The 14,064-nt window shown below is 69.3% G+C and carries 16 protein-coding genes; 8 read left to right on the top strand and 8 right to left on the bottom strand.

The genetic code is table 11. The annotated features are described in order from the left end of the window. Positions 1-1,027: ImmA/IrrE family metallo-endopeptidase (locus VGP36_04050; protein ID HEV7653897.1), on the top strand; the 1,027-nt coding region annotated here is incomplete at its 5' end. A 324-nt stretch (positions 1,028-1,351) separates the two neighbouring features. Here VGP36_04050 and VGP36_04055 read toward each other — a convergent pair. Next, positions 1,352-1,957 carry a hypothetical protein gene (locus VGP36_04055; protein HEV7653898.1) on the bottom strand — a complete coding sequence of 202 codons (606 nt, stop codon included), beginning with the start codon at positions 1,955-1,957 and terminating at the stop codon, positions 1,352-1,354. 216 nt (positions 1,958-2,173) lie between these two features. On the opposite strand from VGP36_04055, the gene VGP36_04060 reads away from it, so the two are divergent. The 4 genes from VGP36_04060 to VGP36_04075 all read left to right on the top strand — a co-directional run bounded on the left by VGP36_04060 (position 2,174) and on the right by VGP36_04075 (position 5,370). Next, a complete protein-coding gene (locus VGP36_04060; protein HEV7653899.1) occupies positions 2,174-3,223 on the top strand; it encodes a hypothetical protein in 1,050 nt (349 codons plus the stop codon). A 172-nt stretch (positions 3,224-3,395) separates the two neighbouring features. Next, complete coding sequence (locus VGP36_04065) at positions 3,396-3,701, top strand: hypothetical protein (protein HEV7653900.1); 306 nt, start codon at positions 3,396-3,398, stop codon at positions 3,699-3,701. After that, positions 3,667-4,239, top strand: a complete 573-nt coding sequence (locus VGP36_04070) for an AAA family ATPase (protein HEV7653901.1) — start codon at positions 3,667-3,669, stop codon at positions 4,237-4,239. The genes VGP36_04065 and VGP36_04070 overlap by 35 nt, the downstream gene beginning before the upstream one ends. 534 nt (positions 4,240-4,773) lie before the next feature. Further along, on the top strand, positions 4,774-5,370 hold the full coding sequence (locus tag VGP36_04075) for a C39 family peptidase (GenBank protein ID HEV7653902.1): 597 nt from the start codon (positions 4,774-4,776) through the stop codon (positions 5,368-5,370). Between the two features lie 23 nt (positions 5,371-5,393). On the opposite strand, the gene VGP36_04080 is transcribed toward VGP36_04075, so the two are convergent. Genes VGP36_04080 through VGP36_04090 form a run of 3 tightly spaced genes read right to left on the bottom strand, consistent with a single transcriptional unit; the run spans position 5,394 to position 7,885 of the window. After that, positions 5,394-5,981, bottom strand: a complete 588-nt coding sequence (locus tag VGP36_04080) for a hypothetical protein (protein HEV7653903.1) — start codon at positions 5,979-5,981, stop codon at positions 5,394-5,396. After that, positions 5,978-6,355 carry a VOC family protein gene (locus VGP36_04085; GenBank protein HEV7653904.1) on the bottom strand — a complete coding sequence of 126 codons (378 nt, stop codon included), beginning with the start codon at positions 6,353-6,355 and terminating at the stop codon, positions 5,978-5,980. The genes VGP36_04080 and VGP36_04085 overlap by 4 nt, the downstream gene beginning before the upstream one ends. Positions 6,356-6,385: 30 nt before the next feature. Continuing rightward, positions 6,386-7,885, bottom strand: a complete 1,500-nt coding sequence (locus VGP36_04090; protein ID HEV7653905.1) for a GDSL-type esterase/lipase family protein — start codon at positions 7,883-7,885, stop codon at positions 6,386-6,388. Positions 7,886-7,976: 91 nt separating this feature from the next. Here VGP36_04090 and VGP36_04095 point away from each other — a divergent pair, with 91 nt between their 5' ends. Continuing rightward, a complete protein-coding gene (locus VGP36_04095) occupies positions 7,977-8,357 on the top strand; it encodes a VOC family protein (protein HEV7653906.1) in 381 nt (126 codons plus the stop codon). Between the two features lie 105 nt (positions 8,358-8,462). Here VGP36_04095 and VGP36_04100 read toward each other — a convergent pair whose 3' ends face one another. Both VGP36_04100 and VGP36_04105 read right to left on the bottom strand, forming a co-directional pair. Further along, a complete protein-coding gene (locus tag VGP36_04100; GenBank protein HEV7653907.1) occupies positions 8,463-8,672 on the bottom strand; it encodes a BldC family transcriptional regulator in 210 nt (69 codons plus the stop codon). Between the two features lie 140 nt (positions 8,673-8,812). Then, a complete protein-coding gene (locus VGP36_04105) occupies positions 8,813-9,712 on the bottom strand; it encodes a hypothetical protein (protein HEV7653908.1) in 900 nt (299 codons plus the stop codon). A 151-nt stretch (positions 9,713-9,863) separates the two neighbouring features. Between VGP36_04105 and VGP36_04110 the strand changes: the two genes are divergently transcribed. Continuing rightward, entirely contained in the window at positions 9,864-10,937 is a 1,074-nt protein-coding gene (locus tag VGP36_04110) for a Glu/Leu/Phe/Val dehydrogenase dimerization domain-containing protein (GenBank protein HEV7653909.1), read from the top strand. A 213-nt stretch (positions 10,938-11,150) separates the two neighbouring features. After that, positions 11,151-11,357 (top strand): DUF3073 domain-containing protein, encoded by a 207-nt coding sequence (locus VGP36_04115; protein HEV7653910.1) that lies wholly within the window; start codon positions 11,151-11,153, stop codon positions 11,355-11,357. Positions 11,358-11,429: 72 nt separating this feature from the next. Here VGP36_04115 and purM read toward each other — a convergent pair whose 3' ends face one another. Next, a complete protein-coding gene (gene purM, locus VGP36_04120; protein ID HEV7653911.1) occupies positions 11,430-12,467 on the bottom strand; it encodes a phosphoribosylformylglycinamidine cyclo-ligase in 1,038 nt (345 codons plus the stop codon). Next, entirely contained in the window at positions 12,464-13,969 is a 1,506-nt protein-coding gene (gene purF, locus VGP36_04125; protein HEV7653912.1) for an amidophosphoribosyltransferase, read from the bottom strand. Before purF ends, purM begins: the two co-directional genes overlap by 4 nt. Positions 13,970-14,064: the final 95 nt, after the last annotated feature.

A 14,064-nucleotide genomic window follows, 5' to 3' on the forward strand; every position in this document is an offset into this window, starting at 1 on the left:
CTGGCTACTTCCCCCGAACAATGAGCCGGCGACCAAGGTCGCCGATCTTATAGTGCGTAGAAGCGGCCTTAGTCCGCCAATCGACGTCATGGCTCTACTGACGGACGTCGCGGAGGTGAGAGTCGAAGATTGGAAGTTTGATTGCGATGCAATAGCGGTTGGACTTGCCCCAATAAGTGGGGACGAAAGACCTGCGGTCTTTGTCAAGAAGGACATTCCTTACCGAAGATTTCGCTTCACCCTTGCCCATGAACTCGGCCATATTCGGCTGGGATGGCATATCGGCGTGCTTTCGTGTAAGCCTTCATACTCGGAGTTCTCTCTAGAACCAACTGCTCCACTTACTCGAGAGACGCTTCGTACAGGGCGACTAGCGGCCGAGATGGAGGGTGAAGCAACTAGGTTCGCCTCCCACCTGCTGATACCTCAATCGTTGGTAGAAGCTGCTGCGAGTTCGACAGACGATGTAGGAAAAACCCTGGAAGCCCTTGAGATGGCTGACGTTTCTGCCCTTGCCGCTGTGATGAGGCTGTCTCAGTGCTTACTTCCCGGCTTCCTATTTGAGATAAGTGAAGAGGATTCCTGGCGTACGGTGCGATCCTCCGGCACTCACGTACCTAGTTCAGTACGTCGCGGAAAAAAACTGACAGACCATTCGCATAGCCACGGGTCATTAAATTTTGCGGGTCGCAAGATCAGGTGGTATCAGTTTAGTAGTTTTCAGTCGAGCGCAGTCACGAGTGATCCTCGCTCGGCGACGGACCTACTCAGGGCGGCCATAGCTAAGGAGACTACGAGCTCCCTCACTGCTGACCAGCTATTCTTGAAGATAAATGGCGTCGTCGGTGGGATGCTGTCCAGAGACCGCTTTTCGACCGAAGACCAGGCGCTCGCGATTCTAGAGCAGCGCTTTGCTAGCGAGACCGGATACCGGTCGGTCACCGACAGCCCGGAGTTCGCTGCGTACCTGAAGAAAAAAGCTACTGAACGACTGACCGCTAAGAGGCGAACGACGCGCACAAAGTAGCGGCTCGGCCGGGCGGCCGAGGACGGCGCGAAGCGCCGCCCGCAGTGCCGCATCGGCCTAGCAGGCCCGCTTCTTGATTCAATAGCGCCTAATTCGGCAACGGAACGGATGGTACGACGCCGCGCTCGTAGCGGGTTTGTCCGGTGCGATAGGCGTCGAGGGCGACAACGAGGCGGCGAGCGAGGCGACCGCTGGCACGAGACCTGCCTCCGCAATCTGCGCTTGCATATGATGACACTCGCCGAGCTACCGCTGAGAGCGATAACGCCGGGAGTGGTTCGGGACTGGTACGGAAAAGCGATGCGGGCGGACGGCGGTAAGACATCAATCGCGCAGTCCTATCGATTCTTCCGCGCCGTGATGAACGCGGCGGTCCGGGAAGGCGCCATCCTCCGCAATCCCTGCACCCTCAGGCGCCGGCGCCGACCACGCCAAGGAACGACCAACTGCCACTCCGGGCCGCAGATCGTCGCCCTGGTCGACGCCATCACTCCGCGGTAACGCGCTGCCGTCCTCCTCGCGGCATGGGGCGGCCTCCGCCGCGGCGAAATCGTCGGACTTCACCGTGAGGACGTCGACCTCGCTGCGGGCACAGTCCGCGTACGCCGCAGCCGCGCCGAGCTGCTGGAGAGCAAGGTCGCCTACGACAAGGACCCCAAGTCGGAAGCCGGCAAACGCAGCGTCGCTCTCCCGCCCCACATCCTCCCGGTACTCGCCGAGCACCTCGACCTCTGGGCCGGCGACAAACGGGTCTTCGTCGGCCGCACCGGCGAACCCATGCGAGGCGACGCCATCCGCCAAGCCTTCACCCGCGCCCGCACCAAGGTCGGCATGAACGACTTCCGCTTCCACGACCTCCGCCACACCGGCCAGACCCTCGCCGCCGCCACCAGCGCCACCCTCGCCGATCTCGAGAAGCGCTTGGGTCACTCGTCCGACTCGGCTGCTTCTCGATATATGCACTATGTCGAAGGCAAGGATCGCGACATCGCGATCAAGCTGTCCTCACTCGCCGCGGAAGTATCCCCTCCCGACTAGAGCCTTCTCGCGCTCAGTAGTCGATTGCACGCGCACGGTAGCAGTCGTACCAGGCTTGTCAGGCAGGTGAGCTTCGATTAGAGTGCGCGGCTTCGGACCGGGGGGAACATGAGAACTGTTACCGAACTTCGCGTCAACCCGCAGTGCCTAGAGCTGAAGGCCGATACTGAGCTAGAGGAAGCTACTCTCGACCTAGTAAGGACGCTGCTTCGTGAGGAGCGAGTCGCGTACTTAGCCGACTCCATTCTCGTCTCCAGAGGCGAGTTACTCGACGCATATGCGGAACTGAAAAAGCGTCGCCGGCAGGCTGGTGGACTGCCAACGGATCCAGCTAGCTCCGAGATCGCGAGTGTGGCCGCGGGAATCGCAGCCGCCTCAGCCAGGAATGGCGAACAAGCCTCAGGGGTGACCGAGACGGGGATCGTCGTTGAAAGGGTAGAACGGGACCGGGATACTCTATCGCGTCGCCTTCGTGCAATACGTCATGGGCTGGCGATCCTAGCCCAGATTCCGCCGGACGATCAAGATGTCATTGAATCTGGGCTGCGTGACCTTTTGCACGATCGAGATAACGATGTGTATGGTCTCCTATTCCAGCAAGGAACGGGCTTCACGATAAGGCTCAGACATCATAGTCCTGACAGACTTAAGGCCGCGACCGAGAAAGTCGTCAATATCCTCGCTCCCCGGCCGGCAGCAGACTTGGACCGAGCTCTAGCGGAAGTGAAGAGCATTTCGTCCATCAAACAGCGCCTCGAAATCGACTTTCTCGGTTCAATTGAAATGAAGACACCGGCCGGCGAGCTGGCGCAAACTGGGCATGTGCACGTCGTTAGATCGCAGCTCGGTCTGCTAGGATACCTGGCCACTAGAGCCCCACAAATATGGCTTGTCTGGCTGACAGCCTTCTTGGCCGGCGTAGATCTTGTGTGGGAACTCTTCTTGGCGGGAAGCGCCTCGTCGGGATTTTCTTGGGGCGGATGGATCGCACAGTTCTGCGCCCGCCTAAGCACAGGCGCGTTTGGAGCTTACCTCGTCGCCCTTTTCACCCGGTACGGCGAGATCCGAAAGGCACTTCGTTCCGATCGTCGATCTACGAGGCGATTGACAAGCGCGGCGTATGGCGCGGTAGTCGAATGGACAACTGCCGAGTCGTAGCACCTAGGCCGATCGGCTGGGAGGCTAGGATGTTGCACGAGAGCAGCACGGCGTTCGTCCGGGATAGCTTTCAGCTGCGGATATTGGATCGAACGCGCCTTCCTGAAAAGCGGAAGGTCGGCGGTTCGACCCCGCCCCTGCCCACCCTCCCCTCTCGTTCTGCTGCGAGGGTGTGCCCTATGGCGTCGACCACGCGCACATGAGTCGTCGTGTCGACTACTACGAGGATCCCGATGCGCCGCGGGCGAACAGCATGGTGCCTTCGGTCAATGTCGTCGTGGAGAACAACGAGGCACGGCGGGAGTTCTCGATCCTGCTCACGGCGAGGCCGACCGGTGGCGGGCCGACGCCGAGCAGCGAGTCGAGCGACGTGGTCTGGACTCCCGTCGAGGCTGTCGCTGAGCTTCAGATGGACCGGTCCATGCGGCGACGGCTCGGCCACTATGTGGATCCCGCCGTCTGGCCGCACTTTGGCTGAGGCGCTGCTCGTCGTCGTGTCCGGGCTTCCCGGCAGTGGGAAGACGACCTTGGCGCGGACCATCGGACCTCGGCTGTCGGTGCCGGTGGTCGAACGGGACCGCCTCGCCGAGGTCTGCTTCGACGCGGTGGGCGCCGAGTCGCCGGCCGTGGCTCAGCTCGGCTCGGTGAGCTACGAGTTGCTCTTCCATGTGACGCGGGAGTTCATGGCGTCTGGGCGTTCGGTCCTGGTGGAGAGCAACTTCAGCCGGGCCCGGCACGCGGACCAGCTGCGCGCGCTGGTCGACGGTTCGGCGTACCGCCTGACGGAGGTGCACTGCCGGGCGCCCGGAGACGTACTCCTGGACCGGTACGTCGCGAGAGTCCGAGGCGGCGACCGGCACGCGCGTCACGACGACCTGAACCGCATCACAGAGTTCGCGGCGATCTTCGGCGATCCTGCTCGCCACGAGGATGCGGTGCTCTTCCCGGACCGGGCGCTCGTCCTGGACACCGCCCATGACGTCCCGGTGGAGCACGTAGTGAGGCACCTGGCCTGACGTCCTGTTGGATCTACGTCAGCGGGCAACGGAAAGTCCTCGGGCAGCGGGACGGCGTCGAGCACCATGCTGGTGTCGCCCCGTGCTCGATGTAGTGGGTCTGGCCTGCGCGGTAGGCGTCCAGAGCGACGGTGAGGCGGCGGGCGAGGCGCTGGATCGAGTCGCGTCGGCGCCGGGCAGGTCGCGGAAGTCGTAGGAGCGCAGCTCCTCCGTCTGGAGGCTGATGGCGGCGGGGCCTGCTGGTCCTCACTGGCCGCAGACCCTGATCCGCGTCCAGAATGACCGCCGAGGCCCGGATCTCGCTCGGCCGCGAGCCGAAGGAGTCCTGGGCCGACTTCGCCGCCGGCTGGCGGGAGCTCGGCGCGACCCACCTGTGCGTGAACACGATGGACGCCGGCCTCACCGAGGTCGAGCAGCACCTGGACGCGCTCCGCGAGATGATCGCCCTCGGAGCGGCGCCTTCGCGGACCTCGTGGACGGGACGAGCGGACCTGGCGACCGGGCGCTGGTGGACGCGATGCGGGCGGAGGCCGGGTGAGGCATCTCGGGGTTCCGTATCGGTCGCAGTGGGCCGGGTTGGGCTGCAACGCGGCGGTGGTCGGGGGTGCGGATCCGTGTACGACGGGACCGTGGTGGGAGACCGGGTTCACCGATGCCGACGCGTACCGGTTCTGGTCGGGGAAGGTGTGCGGGCTGGCCTGTCTGGAGTCGGCGCTGGACCACTGGCGACGAAGCCGGCCGGATCGGGCCGCGCTGCTCGGCGAGGCCTTGGAGTACGGCGTCTACGTACGGCGGGACGATGGCGGCGTCGACGGGTTGATCTACGCGCCATTCCTGCGCTGGATCGTGGCGCGGTTCGGGATCGCGGGCGAGGTGCACACAGAGACCTCGCTGCGAGATCTGGCGAGCACGGTCGGGCCGCGCTCGTTCGCGATCGCCTCGGTCAGCCCGGGGATCCGCTGGCCGGACCGGCCGAACGAGCGGCGCGGCGGGCATCTGGTGCTGATCACCGGGCGAGACGGGGATCGGGTCTGGTTCCACAACCCGTCCGGATTCGAGGCGAACTCGACGCTCCCGCTCGACGTGATGGACCGCTTCTTCGCTGGCCGCGGCATGACGATCAGCCGGTGACGATCGCGGCCGCGGCGCGACGATCAGCCGGTGACGATCTCGGTCGCGGCGCGAAGCAGAACCACAGGGTCGGCGGGCGGCAGCACGTGCAGGTCCCAGGAGGACAGCAGGTCCAGCGTCAGGTCCCGCTCCGCGCACAGATGAGAAGCCGCGCTCGCGACATCAGGGACGCCCAGCTTGTCGAGGTACCAGTCCAGCCAGGTCGGGTCCTCGCGCGCCGCCGCCCGGGGCAACGCGACCAGCGGATCCTCGTCCAGGTAGAGCACGACCGGTCGCACGATCTCGGCCAGCGCCGCGAGGAACGAACCCAGAGCCGCCGGCGAGTGCCCCCAGGCCCGCAGCGACGGCAGGTACGGGAACAGCGCGTCGGTGACGACGAAGTCCCCGTCACAGCGACCGACGAACGCGGAGGTCGCCGCGAGCAGGGTCGACGGCCGCACCTCACCCCCGGCCCGGAACTCGGCCGCGACCTCCGCGTACGCCGGCCGGGTCAGGATCTCCTCCTCCCGGAAGTGATCCACCCGCCCCGGCAGCGCCGCTGCCAGCCCGGAGCAGAGCGTCGACTTCCCGACCCCGGGCGCGGCCCCGAGGACGGCGATGAAGACCGTCACGCGGGTCCGGCGAGGCCGATCAGGTTGCCCTCCGGGTCGGTGAACTGCGCGACGACGAGGTCCCGCCCGGCGGCGCGGCCCGGGCCCATCACCCGGGTGCCGCCGAGCTCCTCCGCCCGGGCCAGCGCCGCGGCGACGTCCGGGACTCCGACGTAGAACACCGTCCGCGGTTCGTGCGAGGCGCCGCCACCGATGCCGCCCGGGATGCCGGTGCCGTCGGGCGGCGAGAGGAACCCGTACCGCCCCGGCTCGGAGACCTCCGGCACCGTCGATCCGCCGACCTCGAACTCCCAGCCGAACAGCGAGCCGTAGTAGCTGCGCAGCCCGTCCGGGTCGGTCCCGAGGATCTCGAAGTGCACGACTGGATTTCCCATGCGAGAACCGTAGGCCGGGGGTGGGACAAGTCAGCCCGGCAGCTGGGGCAGGATCGCCGCGGTGATCGCGAGCTCGCCGGCCGCCTTGGGGTGGAACGGCGCCGGGTCGCTCATGCCCTGCACCCAGGGCTCGATCGAGCACAGCTCGTGCCCGTCGAAGCGCGGCTGCACCACCGAGAAGCCGAAGCCCTGTGCACCCTGTTCGAGCACGGTGTTCATCCGGTCCAGCTCGACCCGCAGCGGCCGGATCTTCTCCTTGATCTTGTCGTCCTGGTTGTCCTGGCCGGGGTCGGGACCGAAGCCGTAGCCGGGCGGGGCGCCGGCGGAGGCGTGCGGGTCCTGCAGGGCCGGACAGTCGAAGCTCGACCCGAACGGGTCGTAGTACTTGGTCACGATCACCCGCGGGTGCGCCGGCAGGTCGCTGAGCTGCTGGAGCAGCTGGGCGTACTGGATCTTGAACGCGTCCAGGCGGCTGCGGAACAGCCGGTCGCTGGCCTCGTCGTCGCAGCGGGGCAGGCCGTAGCAGTACTGCAGGAAGTCCGACCAGCCGACGTCGTTGGCGCCGACGCTCACCACCACGACCGAGGCCGACTGGACCGACTGCAGGACGCCGACCTGCGGCGGCAGCGTGAGCCCGCCCGCGACCTGCTGCCCGAGCAGACCCTCGGACGCGGTCGCGGAGCTGCAGGCCAGGTTCAGCACGGTGACCCCGGCCACCGACTGCAGCGAGTACGCGTACGCGTCCGAGGACCGCTGGCAGGCCTTGTCCTGCGCGGTCGGCTTCGCCAGCGGCGCGTTGCCGATGCCGGCCGCGGTCGAGTCGCCGATGACGACCACTTCGGCGTCCGCCCGCGTCGGCCCGACCGCGGCCGGGATCGGCGCCAGCTTGGCCGTGCCGACCAGGTCCGAGAGCGAGGTGACCGAGCCGAGCTGGTCGACCGCGGTCCGGACGGTCAGCGCGGTGAACCCGAGCGTGACGACCAGCGAGGCCACCACGCTGCCGCCGAGCAGGCTCAGGTGCACGGCCCGGCTGCGGTGCCGGTGGTCCTTGCCGGTCAGCCCCGTCGCCCCGACCGTGACCAGGTAGAGCACGCCGCCGAGCAGACCGGCCGCGCCGACCAGCCAGCCGAAGTACCGCGTCCAGCCGGCCGCGAGCTCCCGGCCGACCTCGGCCGAGCCGGTGGAGACCGTCCGCCTGCCGTCGTCCGAGCCGGACTGGATGAACGCGGCCGCGTCGTCGTTGCGGTTGAACCGCTGCCAGACGATCAGCGGCCGGATGGGCCCGTCGAAGTGCTGGACGGTCGCGACGATGCCCTCGCCGAACAGGTCGGCCTGGCCCGGTCCGGACAGCCCGAGATGGGGGCTGGGCGCGACCGCGCCGACCTCGACGTCCTGGCCGAAGACCGAGACGGAGGCCTTCGGCGTGACGGCCAGCGCGAGCGTCATCGCGACCAGGGCCAGGGCGAGCACGAGCGCGAGCCGCCCGGCCCAGACCACCGGTCGACGCCGGCGCCAGTTCGCGATCCCCACCCCTCCACAGTGACAGGCGCCCGGGGGTGCCCGCCGGGGAAGCCGGCTCACGTACCGTCCGGGCAGGTCAGAACGACGGAGGAGGAATTCGATGGCGCACGCGCCGAGGATGACGCTGTCGACCACCGTGCTGGACGCGCCGGACGCACCGGCGCTGGCGGACTTCTACCGCCGGCTGCTGGGCTGGGTGACGGCGACCGAGGAACCGACCTGGGTTCTCCTGCGCTCACCCGACGGATCGAGGTCGTTGTCGTTCCAGCACGAGCCCCACTACCGGCGGCCCACCTGGCCGGGGAGGCCCGGCGAGCAGGGGATGATGATGCACCTCGACATCGAGGTCGACGACCTCGCCGAAGCGGGGGCGTACGCACTCGATCAGGGCGCAACGCTCGCAGAGTTCCAGCCGCAGGAGGACGTCCGGGTCTACTACGACCCGGCAGGTCACCCGTTCTGCTTGTGGATCCAGCCGTGACCTGTGCGGCGGGCTGACGTCCCGATCAGCGCGCCGCACGGCCGGCGAAGACGACGACGCCGCCGTGACGCGTCAAACGCCACGGCAGCGACTGTCGCCTAGGTTCTACTCCTCGGCCTTCGCCGGACTGCCGCCCTCGAGAAGTCCACGTACCTCGGACTCCTTGTAGCGGCGGTGCCCGCCGAGCGTGCGGATCGAGGTCAGCTTGCCTGCCTTCGCCCACCGCGTGACCGTCTTGGGGTCGACACGAAACATCGTGGCGACCTCGGCTGGTGTCAGCAGTGGTTCTGCTTCAGTTGTCTGGCGCGTGGTCATGGCTCGTCCCTTCCTGCCACGTTGGCCGACAGACCCCGGTTCGTCCCTCGGCCACAGTCCACTATGCACCATTCGACCGCATCACTCAACGGCCTGCCCGAGTTATACGTTCTCGATCTGTCGCAATCGCCCCGGTCGCGTCAATTTGCCGACTCCGCAGAGTAGGCGATTCGCCACCGTTCGGTTACGCGATCATAGGCCTCTGAGGCAAGTTTGGTGTCGCCAACCTGCAAAGCCGCCAGCGCTTCGGCCACATCTCCGGCCGAATCGTCATTCCTCAGCTCGGCGTCCGCGCAGAGGTCGACCAGGCCCAGATAGTCCAGTTCGACCAGGGACCGCGGGTGGAACTCCTCCAGCCACCGGCCCAGCACCTCCACCGAGTCCAGGGTCGGCGCGTCCGGCATCGACTTGCGCAGCACCTGCAGCGCCTTGGCCACCCGGCGCCGGGCCTGGCTCATCGCGGTCCGGTAGACCAGCGACCGGCTGACCGTCACGCCCTCGGCGGTCGAGCCGAACTCGACCCCGTAGCCGAGGCCCGGGTCGAAGTCGGCGGTCGGCCCGAGCTGCAGCCGGCGCTCCTCCCGGTCGAACAGGACGAACCAGCGGACCGGGACCGTCCAGCGGCTGGCCTGCACGTGCGAGCGGCGGGTCGGGTGCTCGGCCAGCCAGCGCTGGTGCTCGGCCGAGGCGACCGCCACCTCGGACTCCGGCAGCACCGCCCGGGCGACCTCCGGCGGCAACGCGTCCCGGGTCTCGGCCGCGGCCTCCCAGCAGCGCAGCTCGGTCCGCAGGGGACAGATCAGCAGCCCGGACTCGCCGCGCAGCACGGCGGCGTGCTCGCCGGCGTCACCGGCGCGCGGGACGGCCGGGGCCTGCCGGCAGGCGGCGACCAGGCCGAAGATCCGTTCCCGGCGCGCGCCGGCCTGACCGGAAGGGACGGCGGGCGCCTGCGCGTACTGCTGCCACCGGCGGCGCTCCTCCACGTCGAAGGCGGCCAGCGGCTCGTACACGCGCAACTCGGCGGCGTACGGCGGTGTCACCGGTCGATCGTCGCATGATCACCAGCCGCCTGGGGACGGACCGCGCTCTAAGGTGAGCGGCGGAGCTACCGCTCCGCCAGCTGCGGCCTGGTGGGCGATCCCCGCCACCCGCTCGGAGACGACAGCAGAACCTTCACGGCAGGAGTGCAGCGTGACCGTCTTCGCCAGCGACCACGAAGAAGTGGTCTTCTGTCACGACCGGGCCTCGGGCCTGCGCGCCATCATTGCGATCTACTCCACGGCGCTCGGACCGTCGCTCGGCGGCACCCGGTTCTACCCGTACGAGACCGAGGCCGACGCGCTCGCCGACGTGCTCAACCTCTCCCGCGGGATGGCGTACAAGAACGCGCTGGCCGGACTCGACCACGGCGGCGGCAAGGCCGTCATCTGGGGCGACCCGGGCACGGACAAGACCGAAGCCCTGCTGCGGGCGTACGGGCGGTTCGTCGAGTCCCTCGGCGGCCGGTACGTGACCGCCTGCGACGTCGGCACGTACGTCCGGGACATGGACGTGGTCGCCCGCGAGTCGCGCTTCGTCACCGGGCGCTCGCCGTCCGAGGGCGGCGCCGGCGACTCGTCCGTGCTGACCGCCTGGGGCGTGTTCCAGGGCATGCGGGCCTGTGCCGAGCGGCAGTGGGGCACCGCCTCGCTGGCCGGCCGCCGGGTCGGCATCGCCGGGGTCGGCAAGGTCGGCCGGCACCTGGTCGACCACCTGGTCACCGACGGCGCCGAGGTGATCGTCACCGACGTGCAGCCGGCCGCGGTGGCCGCGGTGATCGCCGCGTACCCGCAGGTGCGCTCGGTCGCCGACGCCGGCACCCTGGTCCGCACGCCGTTGGACGTGTACGCGCCCTGCGCGCTCGGCGGCGCTCTGTCGGACGAGGTCGTGGACGTGCTCACCGCGCCGGTCGTCTGCGGCGCGGCCAACAACCAGCTGGCCCATCCCGGGGTGGAGAAGACGCTGGCCGATCGCGGCGTGCTCTATGCGCCCGACTACGTGGTCAACTCCGGCGGTGTGATCCAGGTCGCTGACGAGTTCCGCGGCTACGTCGCGGAGCGGGCGCACGCGAAGGCGACGGCGATCTTCGACACCACCCGGGACATCTTCCGTACGGCCGCCGAGGAGGGCGTTCCCCCTGCTGTAGCGGCTGATCGGCTGGCCGAGCGACGGATGGCGGAGGTCGGCCGGCTGCGGGGGATCCTGCTGCCCGGGCCGTCCCGCTGAGGTTCCGCCGTCAGCGAAGGAGCGGGGCGACTGCGCCGAATTGCCGCAGTCGTTCCGCTGACCGGGTGATGTCGGCCGCGCCGGGCACCCGCTCGCGGTGACGCGACGTGGTACGAGCGGCGCGTGGGTTGTAATCTGGTGCTACGACGATGACCACATTGTGGGGCCGCCTCGTGCAGGTCGCCCCTTTGTCCTGTGCGAGGGGGTCGAGCCATGGGGCGCGGCCGTGCCAAGGCTAAGCAGCAGAAGGTGGCCCGTGCGCTGAAGTACAGCACGCACGACACCGACCTGACTGCCTTGCAGCGCGAGCTGAAGGGCGAGCCGTCCGCGGCGCCGCCGTCCGTGACGGACGACGACGACGGGGATGAGGCGGACGAGTACGACCCAGACGACGACTGGGAACCGTCCTCGCACGGCTGAGCTCGCCCGCCGCAGATCACGTCCGACGCGGCCGTACGGACCCCTCGTGCGGCCGCGATCCGGCGTGCCCTGTCAGCGTGGGTGGTCGCCGACGAGGCGGGCGACGCCGGACCCGGGGACGATCTCGCCCGCCACCCAGGACGGGACGCCGCGGTCGGCCAGCAGGCCGACCGCGACCGGTCCGTCGGGCACCACGGCGACCATGCCGACCCCGATGTTCAGCGTGCGCTCGATCTCGGCCGGGGCGACCGGGCCGAGCCGGGCGACGAGGCCGAACACCGGCGGCCGGGTCCAGGTGCCGCGGTCCAGCTCGGCGTCCAGCGTCGGCGGCAGCACCCGGGCCAGGTTGCCGGCCAGCCCGCCGCCGGTCACGTGCGCGTACGCGTGCACCTCGGTCGCCGCGGCCAGGGCCAGGCAGTCGCGCGCGTAGATCCGGGTCGGCTCCAGCAGCTCCTCGCCCAGGGTCCGGCCGAGCTCGGGTACGACCGTGTCCAGGGACAGGTCCCGCAGGACCCGGCGGACCAGCGAGTAGCCGTTGGAGTGCAGCCCGGACGAGGCCAGCGCGACCACGGCGTCGCCGGGCCGGACCCGCTCGGGCCCGAGCACGTCCTCGGCCTCGACCACCCCCACCGCGGTCGCCGCCAGGTCGTACGCGTCGGGCTCCATGAGGTCGCCGTGCTCGGCCGTCTCCCCGCCGACCAGCGAGCAGCCCGCGAGCGAGCAGCCCTGGGCGATGCCGCGCACGATGTCCGCTATCCGCTCCGGCACGACCTTGCCGCAGGCGATGTAGTCCTGCAGGAACAGCGGCTCGGCCCCGCACACGGCCAGGTCGTCGACGACCATCGCCACCAGGTCGAGGCCGATCGTGTCGTGCTTGTCCAGGGCCCGGGCGATCGCGATCTTGGTGCCGACGCCGTCGGTGGTCGAGGCCAGCAGGGGCTTGCGGTAGCGCTCGACGTCCAGCGCGAACAGCCCGGCGAAGCCACCGAGCCCGCCGACGACCTCGGGCCGGGCGGTCCGGGCCACGGCCGAGCGCATCAGCTCGACGGCGCGCTCGCCCGCGTCGATGTCGACGCCGGCGGCCGCGTACGAGATCTCGGGGCCGGTCACCGCCGGGTCGCCGGGTCGATGAGACCCAGCTCCTCGAGCGTGTCCCCGGAGGGGCCGGGCGAGCCGGTCGTCGCGGTGACCGAGCGCTCGATCCCCTCCAGCACGTGCTTGCCGACCAGCTCCGGCGAGGGCAGCGGGATCGGGTAGTGGCCGTCGAAGCAGGCCGTGCAGAGCCGGGAGGCCGGCTGCTCGCTGGCCGCGACGAGTCCCTCCAGCGAGACGTAACCGAGCGAGTCGGCGCCGATCGAGCGCCGGACGCCCTCGTCGTCCAGGCCGTTGGCGATCAGCTCGGCCCGGCTGGCGAAGTCGATGCCGTAGAAGCAGGGCCACTTCACCGGCGGCGAGGAGATGCGGACGTGCACCTCCAGCGCGCCCGACTCGCGCAGCATCCGGACCAGCGCGCGCTGGGTGTTGCCGCGCACGATCGAGTCGTCCACGACCACGATCCGCTTGCCCCGCAGCACGTCCCGCAGCGGGTTGAGCTTCAGCCGGATGCCGAGCTGCCGGATCGTCTGGGACGGCTGGATGAAGGTCCGGCCGACGTACGAGTTCTTGACCAGGCCCAGCCCGTACGGGATGCCGGACTCCTCGGCGAACCCGATCGCCGCCGGGGTGCCGGACTCCGGGACCGGGATGACGAGGTCGGCCTCGGCCGGGTGCTCGCGGGCCAGCCGGCGGCCGACCGCGACCCGGGCCGAGTGCACGTTGCGGCCGGCGATCGTCGTGTCCGGCCGGGCCAGGTACGCGTACTCGAACAGGCAGCCCTTGGGCGTGGGCTGGGCGAAGCGCTCCGAGCGCAGGCCGTCGGCGTCGATGGTGATCAGCTCACCCGGCTCGACCTCGCGGACGAACGAGGCGCCGACGATGTCGAGGGCGGCGGTCTCGGACGCGACCACCCAGCCGCGGTCGAGCCGGCCGAGCACCAGCGGGCGCACCCCGTGCCCGTCGCGGGCCGCGTAGAGGCTGTGCTCGTCCATGAAGACGAGCGAGAACGCGCCCCGCAGGGTGGGGAGCACCTTCAGCGCGGCCGCCTCCACCGACAGGTCCGGGTACGCGGCCAGCAGCGCGGTGATCAGGTCCGAGTCGGTGGTGGCCCCGCGGACGTCGGCGACACCCAGCTCCGCGGCCTGGGCGAACAGGTCGGCGGTGTTGACCAGGTTGCCGTTGTGGCCGAGCGCGAGGCCGGTCCCGGTCCGGGTGAACCGGAACGTGGGCTGCGCGTTCTCCCAGGTCGAGGACCCGGTTGTGGAGTAACGGCAGTGCCCGATCGCGATGTGGCCGCGCAGGCTGTCCAGGGTGGGTTCGTCGAAGACCTGGGCGACGAGACCGAGGTCCTTGTAGACGACGAGCGCGGCGCCGTCGCTGACGGCGATCCCCGCTGCCTCCTGCCCCCGGTGCTGCAGGGCATAGAGACCGTAGTAGGTGAGCTTGGCGACGTCCTCGCCGGGAGCCCAGACGCCGAACACGCCGCACTCCTCCCGAGGTGGCGACTCCTCCGGCACGTCCCTCACTCTACCGGGCGATCGGCCGTGTCCCGACCATCTCGGGTGCGGCTCGCGGCAGCCTCGGAGCCGCGACCGGCCGCGTGGGGGGATGC

This window comes from Mycobacteriales bacterium (assembly GCA_035995165.1).
Taxonomy (GTDB): Bacteria; Actinomycetota; Actinomycetes; order Mycobacteriales; family CADCTP01; genus CADCTP01.

What these genes read in the sequence shown, in the direction of transcription:
- VGP36_04085 (HEV7653904.1), bottom strand. Translation starts at nt 6,355, where the DNA reads ATGGGAAATCCAGTCGTGCACTTCGAGATCCTCGGGACCGACCCGGAC.
- VGP36_04060 (HEV7653899.1), top strand. Translation starts at nt 2,174, where the DNA reads ATGAGAACTGTTACCGAACTTCGCGTCAACCCGCAGTGCCTAGAGCTG.
- VGP36_04115 (HEV7653910.1), top strand. Translation starts at nt 11,151, where the DNA reads ATGGGGCGCGGCCGTGCCAAGGCTAAGCAGCAGAAGGTGGCCCGTGCG.
- VGP36_04095 (HEV7653906.1), top strand. Translation starts at nt 7,977, where the DNA reads ATGGCGCACGCGCCGAGGATGACGCTGTCGACCACCGTGCTGGACGCG.
- VGP36_04070 (HEV7653901.1), top strand. Translation starts at nt 3,667, where the DNA reads ATGTGGATCCCGCCGTCTGGCCGCACTTTGGCTGAGGCGCTGCTCGTC.
- VGP36_04100 (HEV7653907.1), bottom strand. Translation starts at nt 8,672, where the DNA reads ATGACCACGCGCCAGACAACTGAAGCAGAACCACTGCTGACACCAGCC.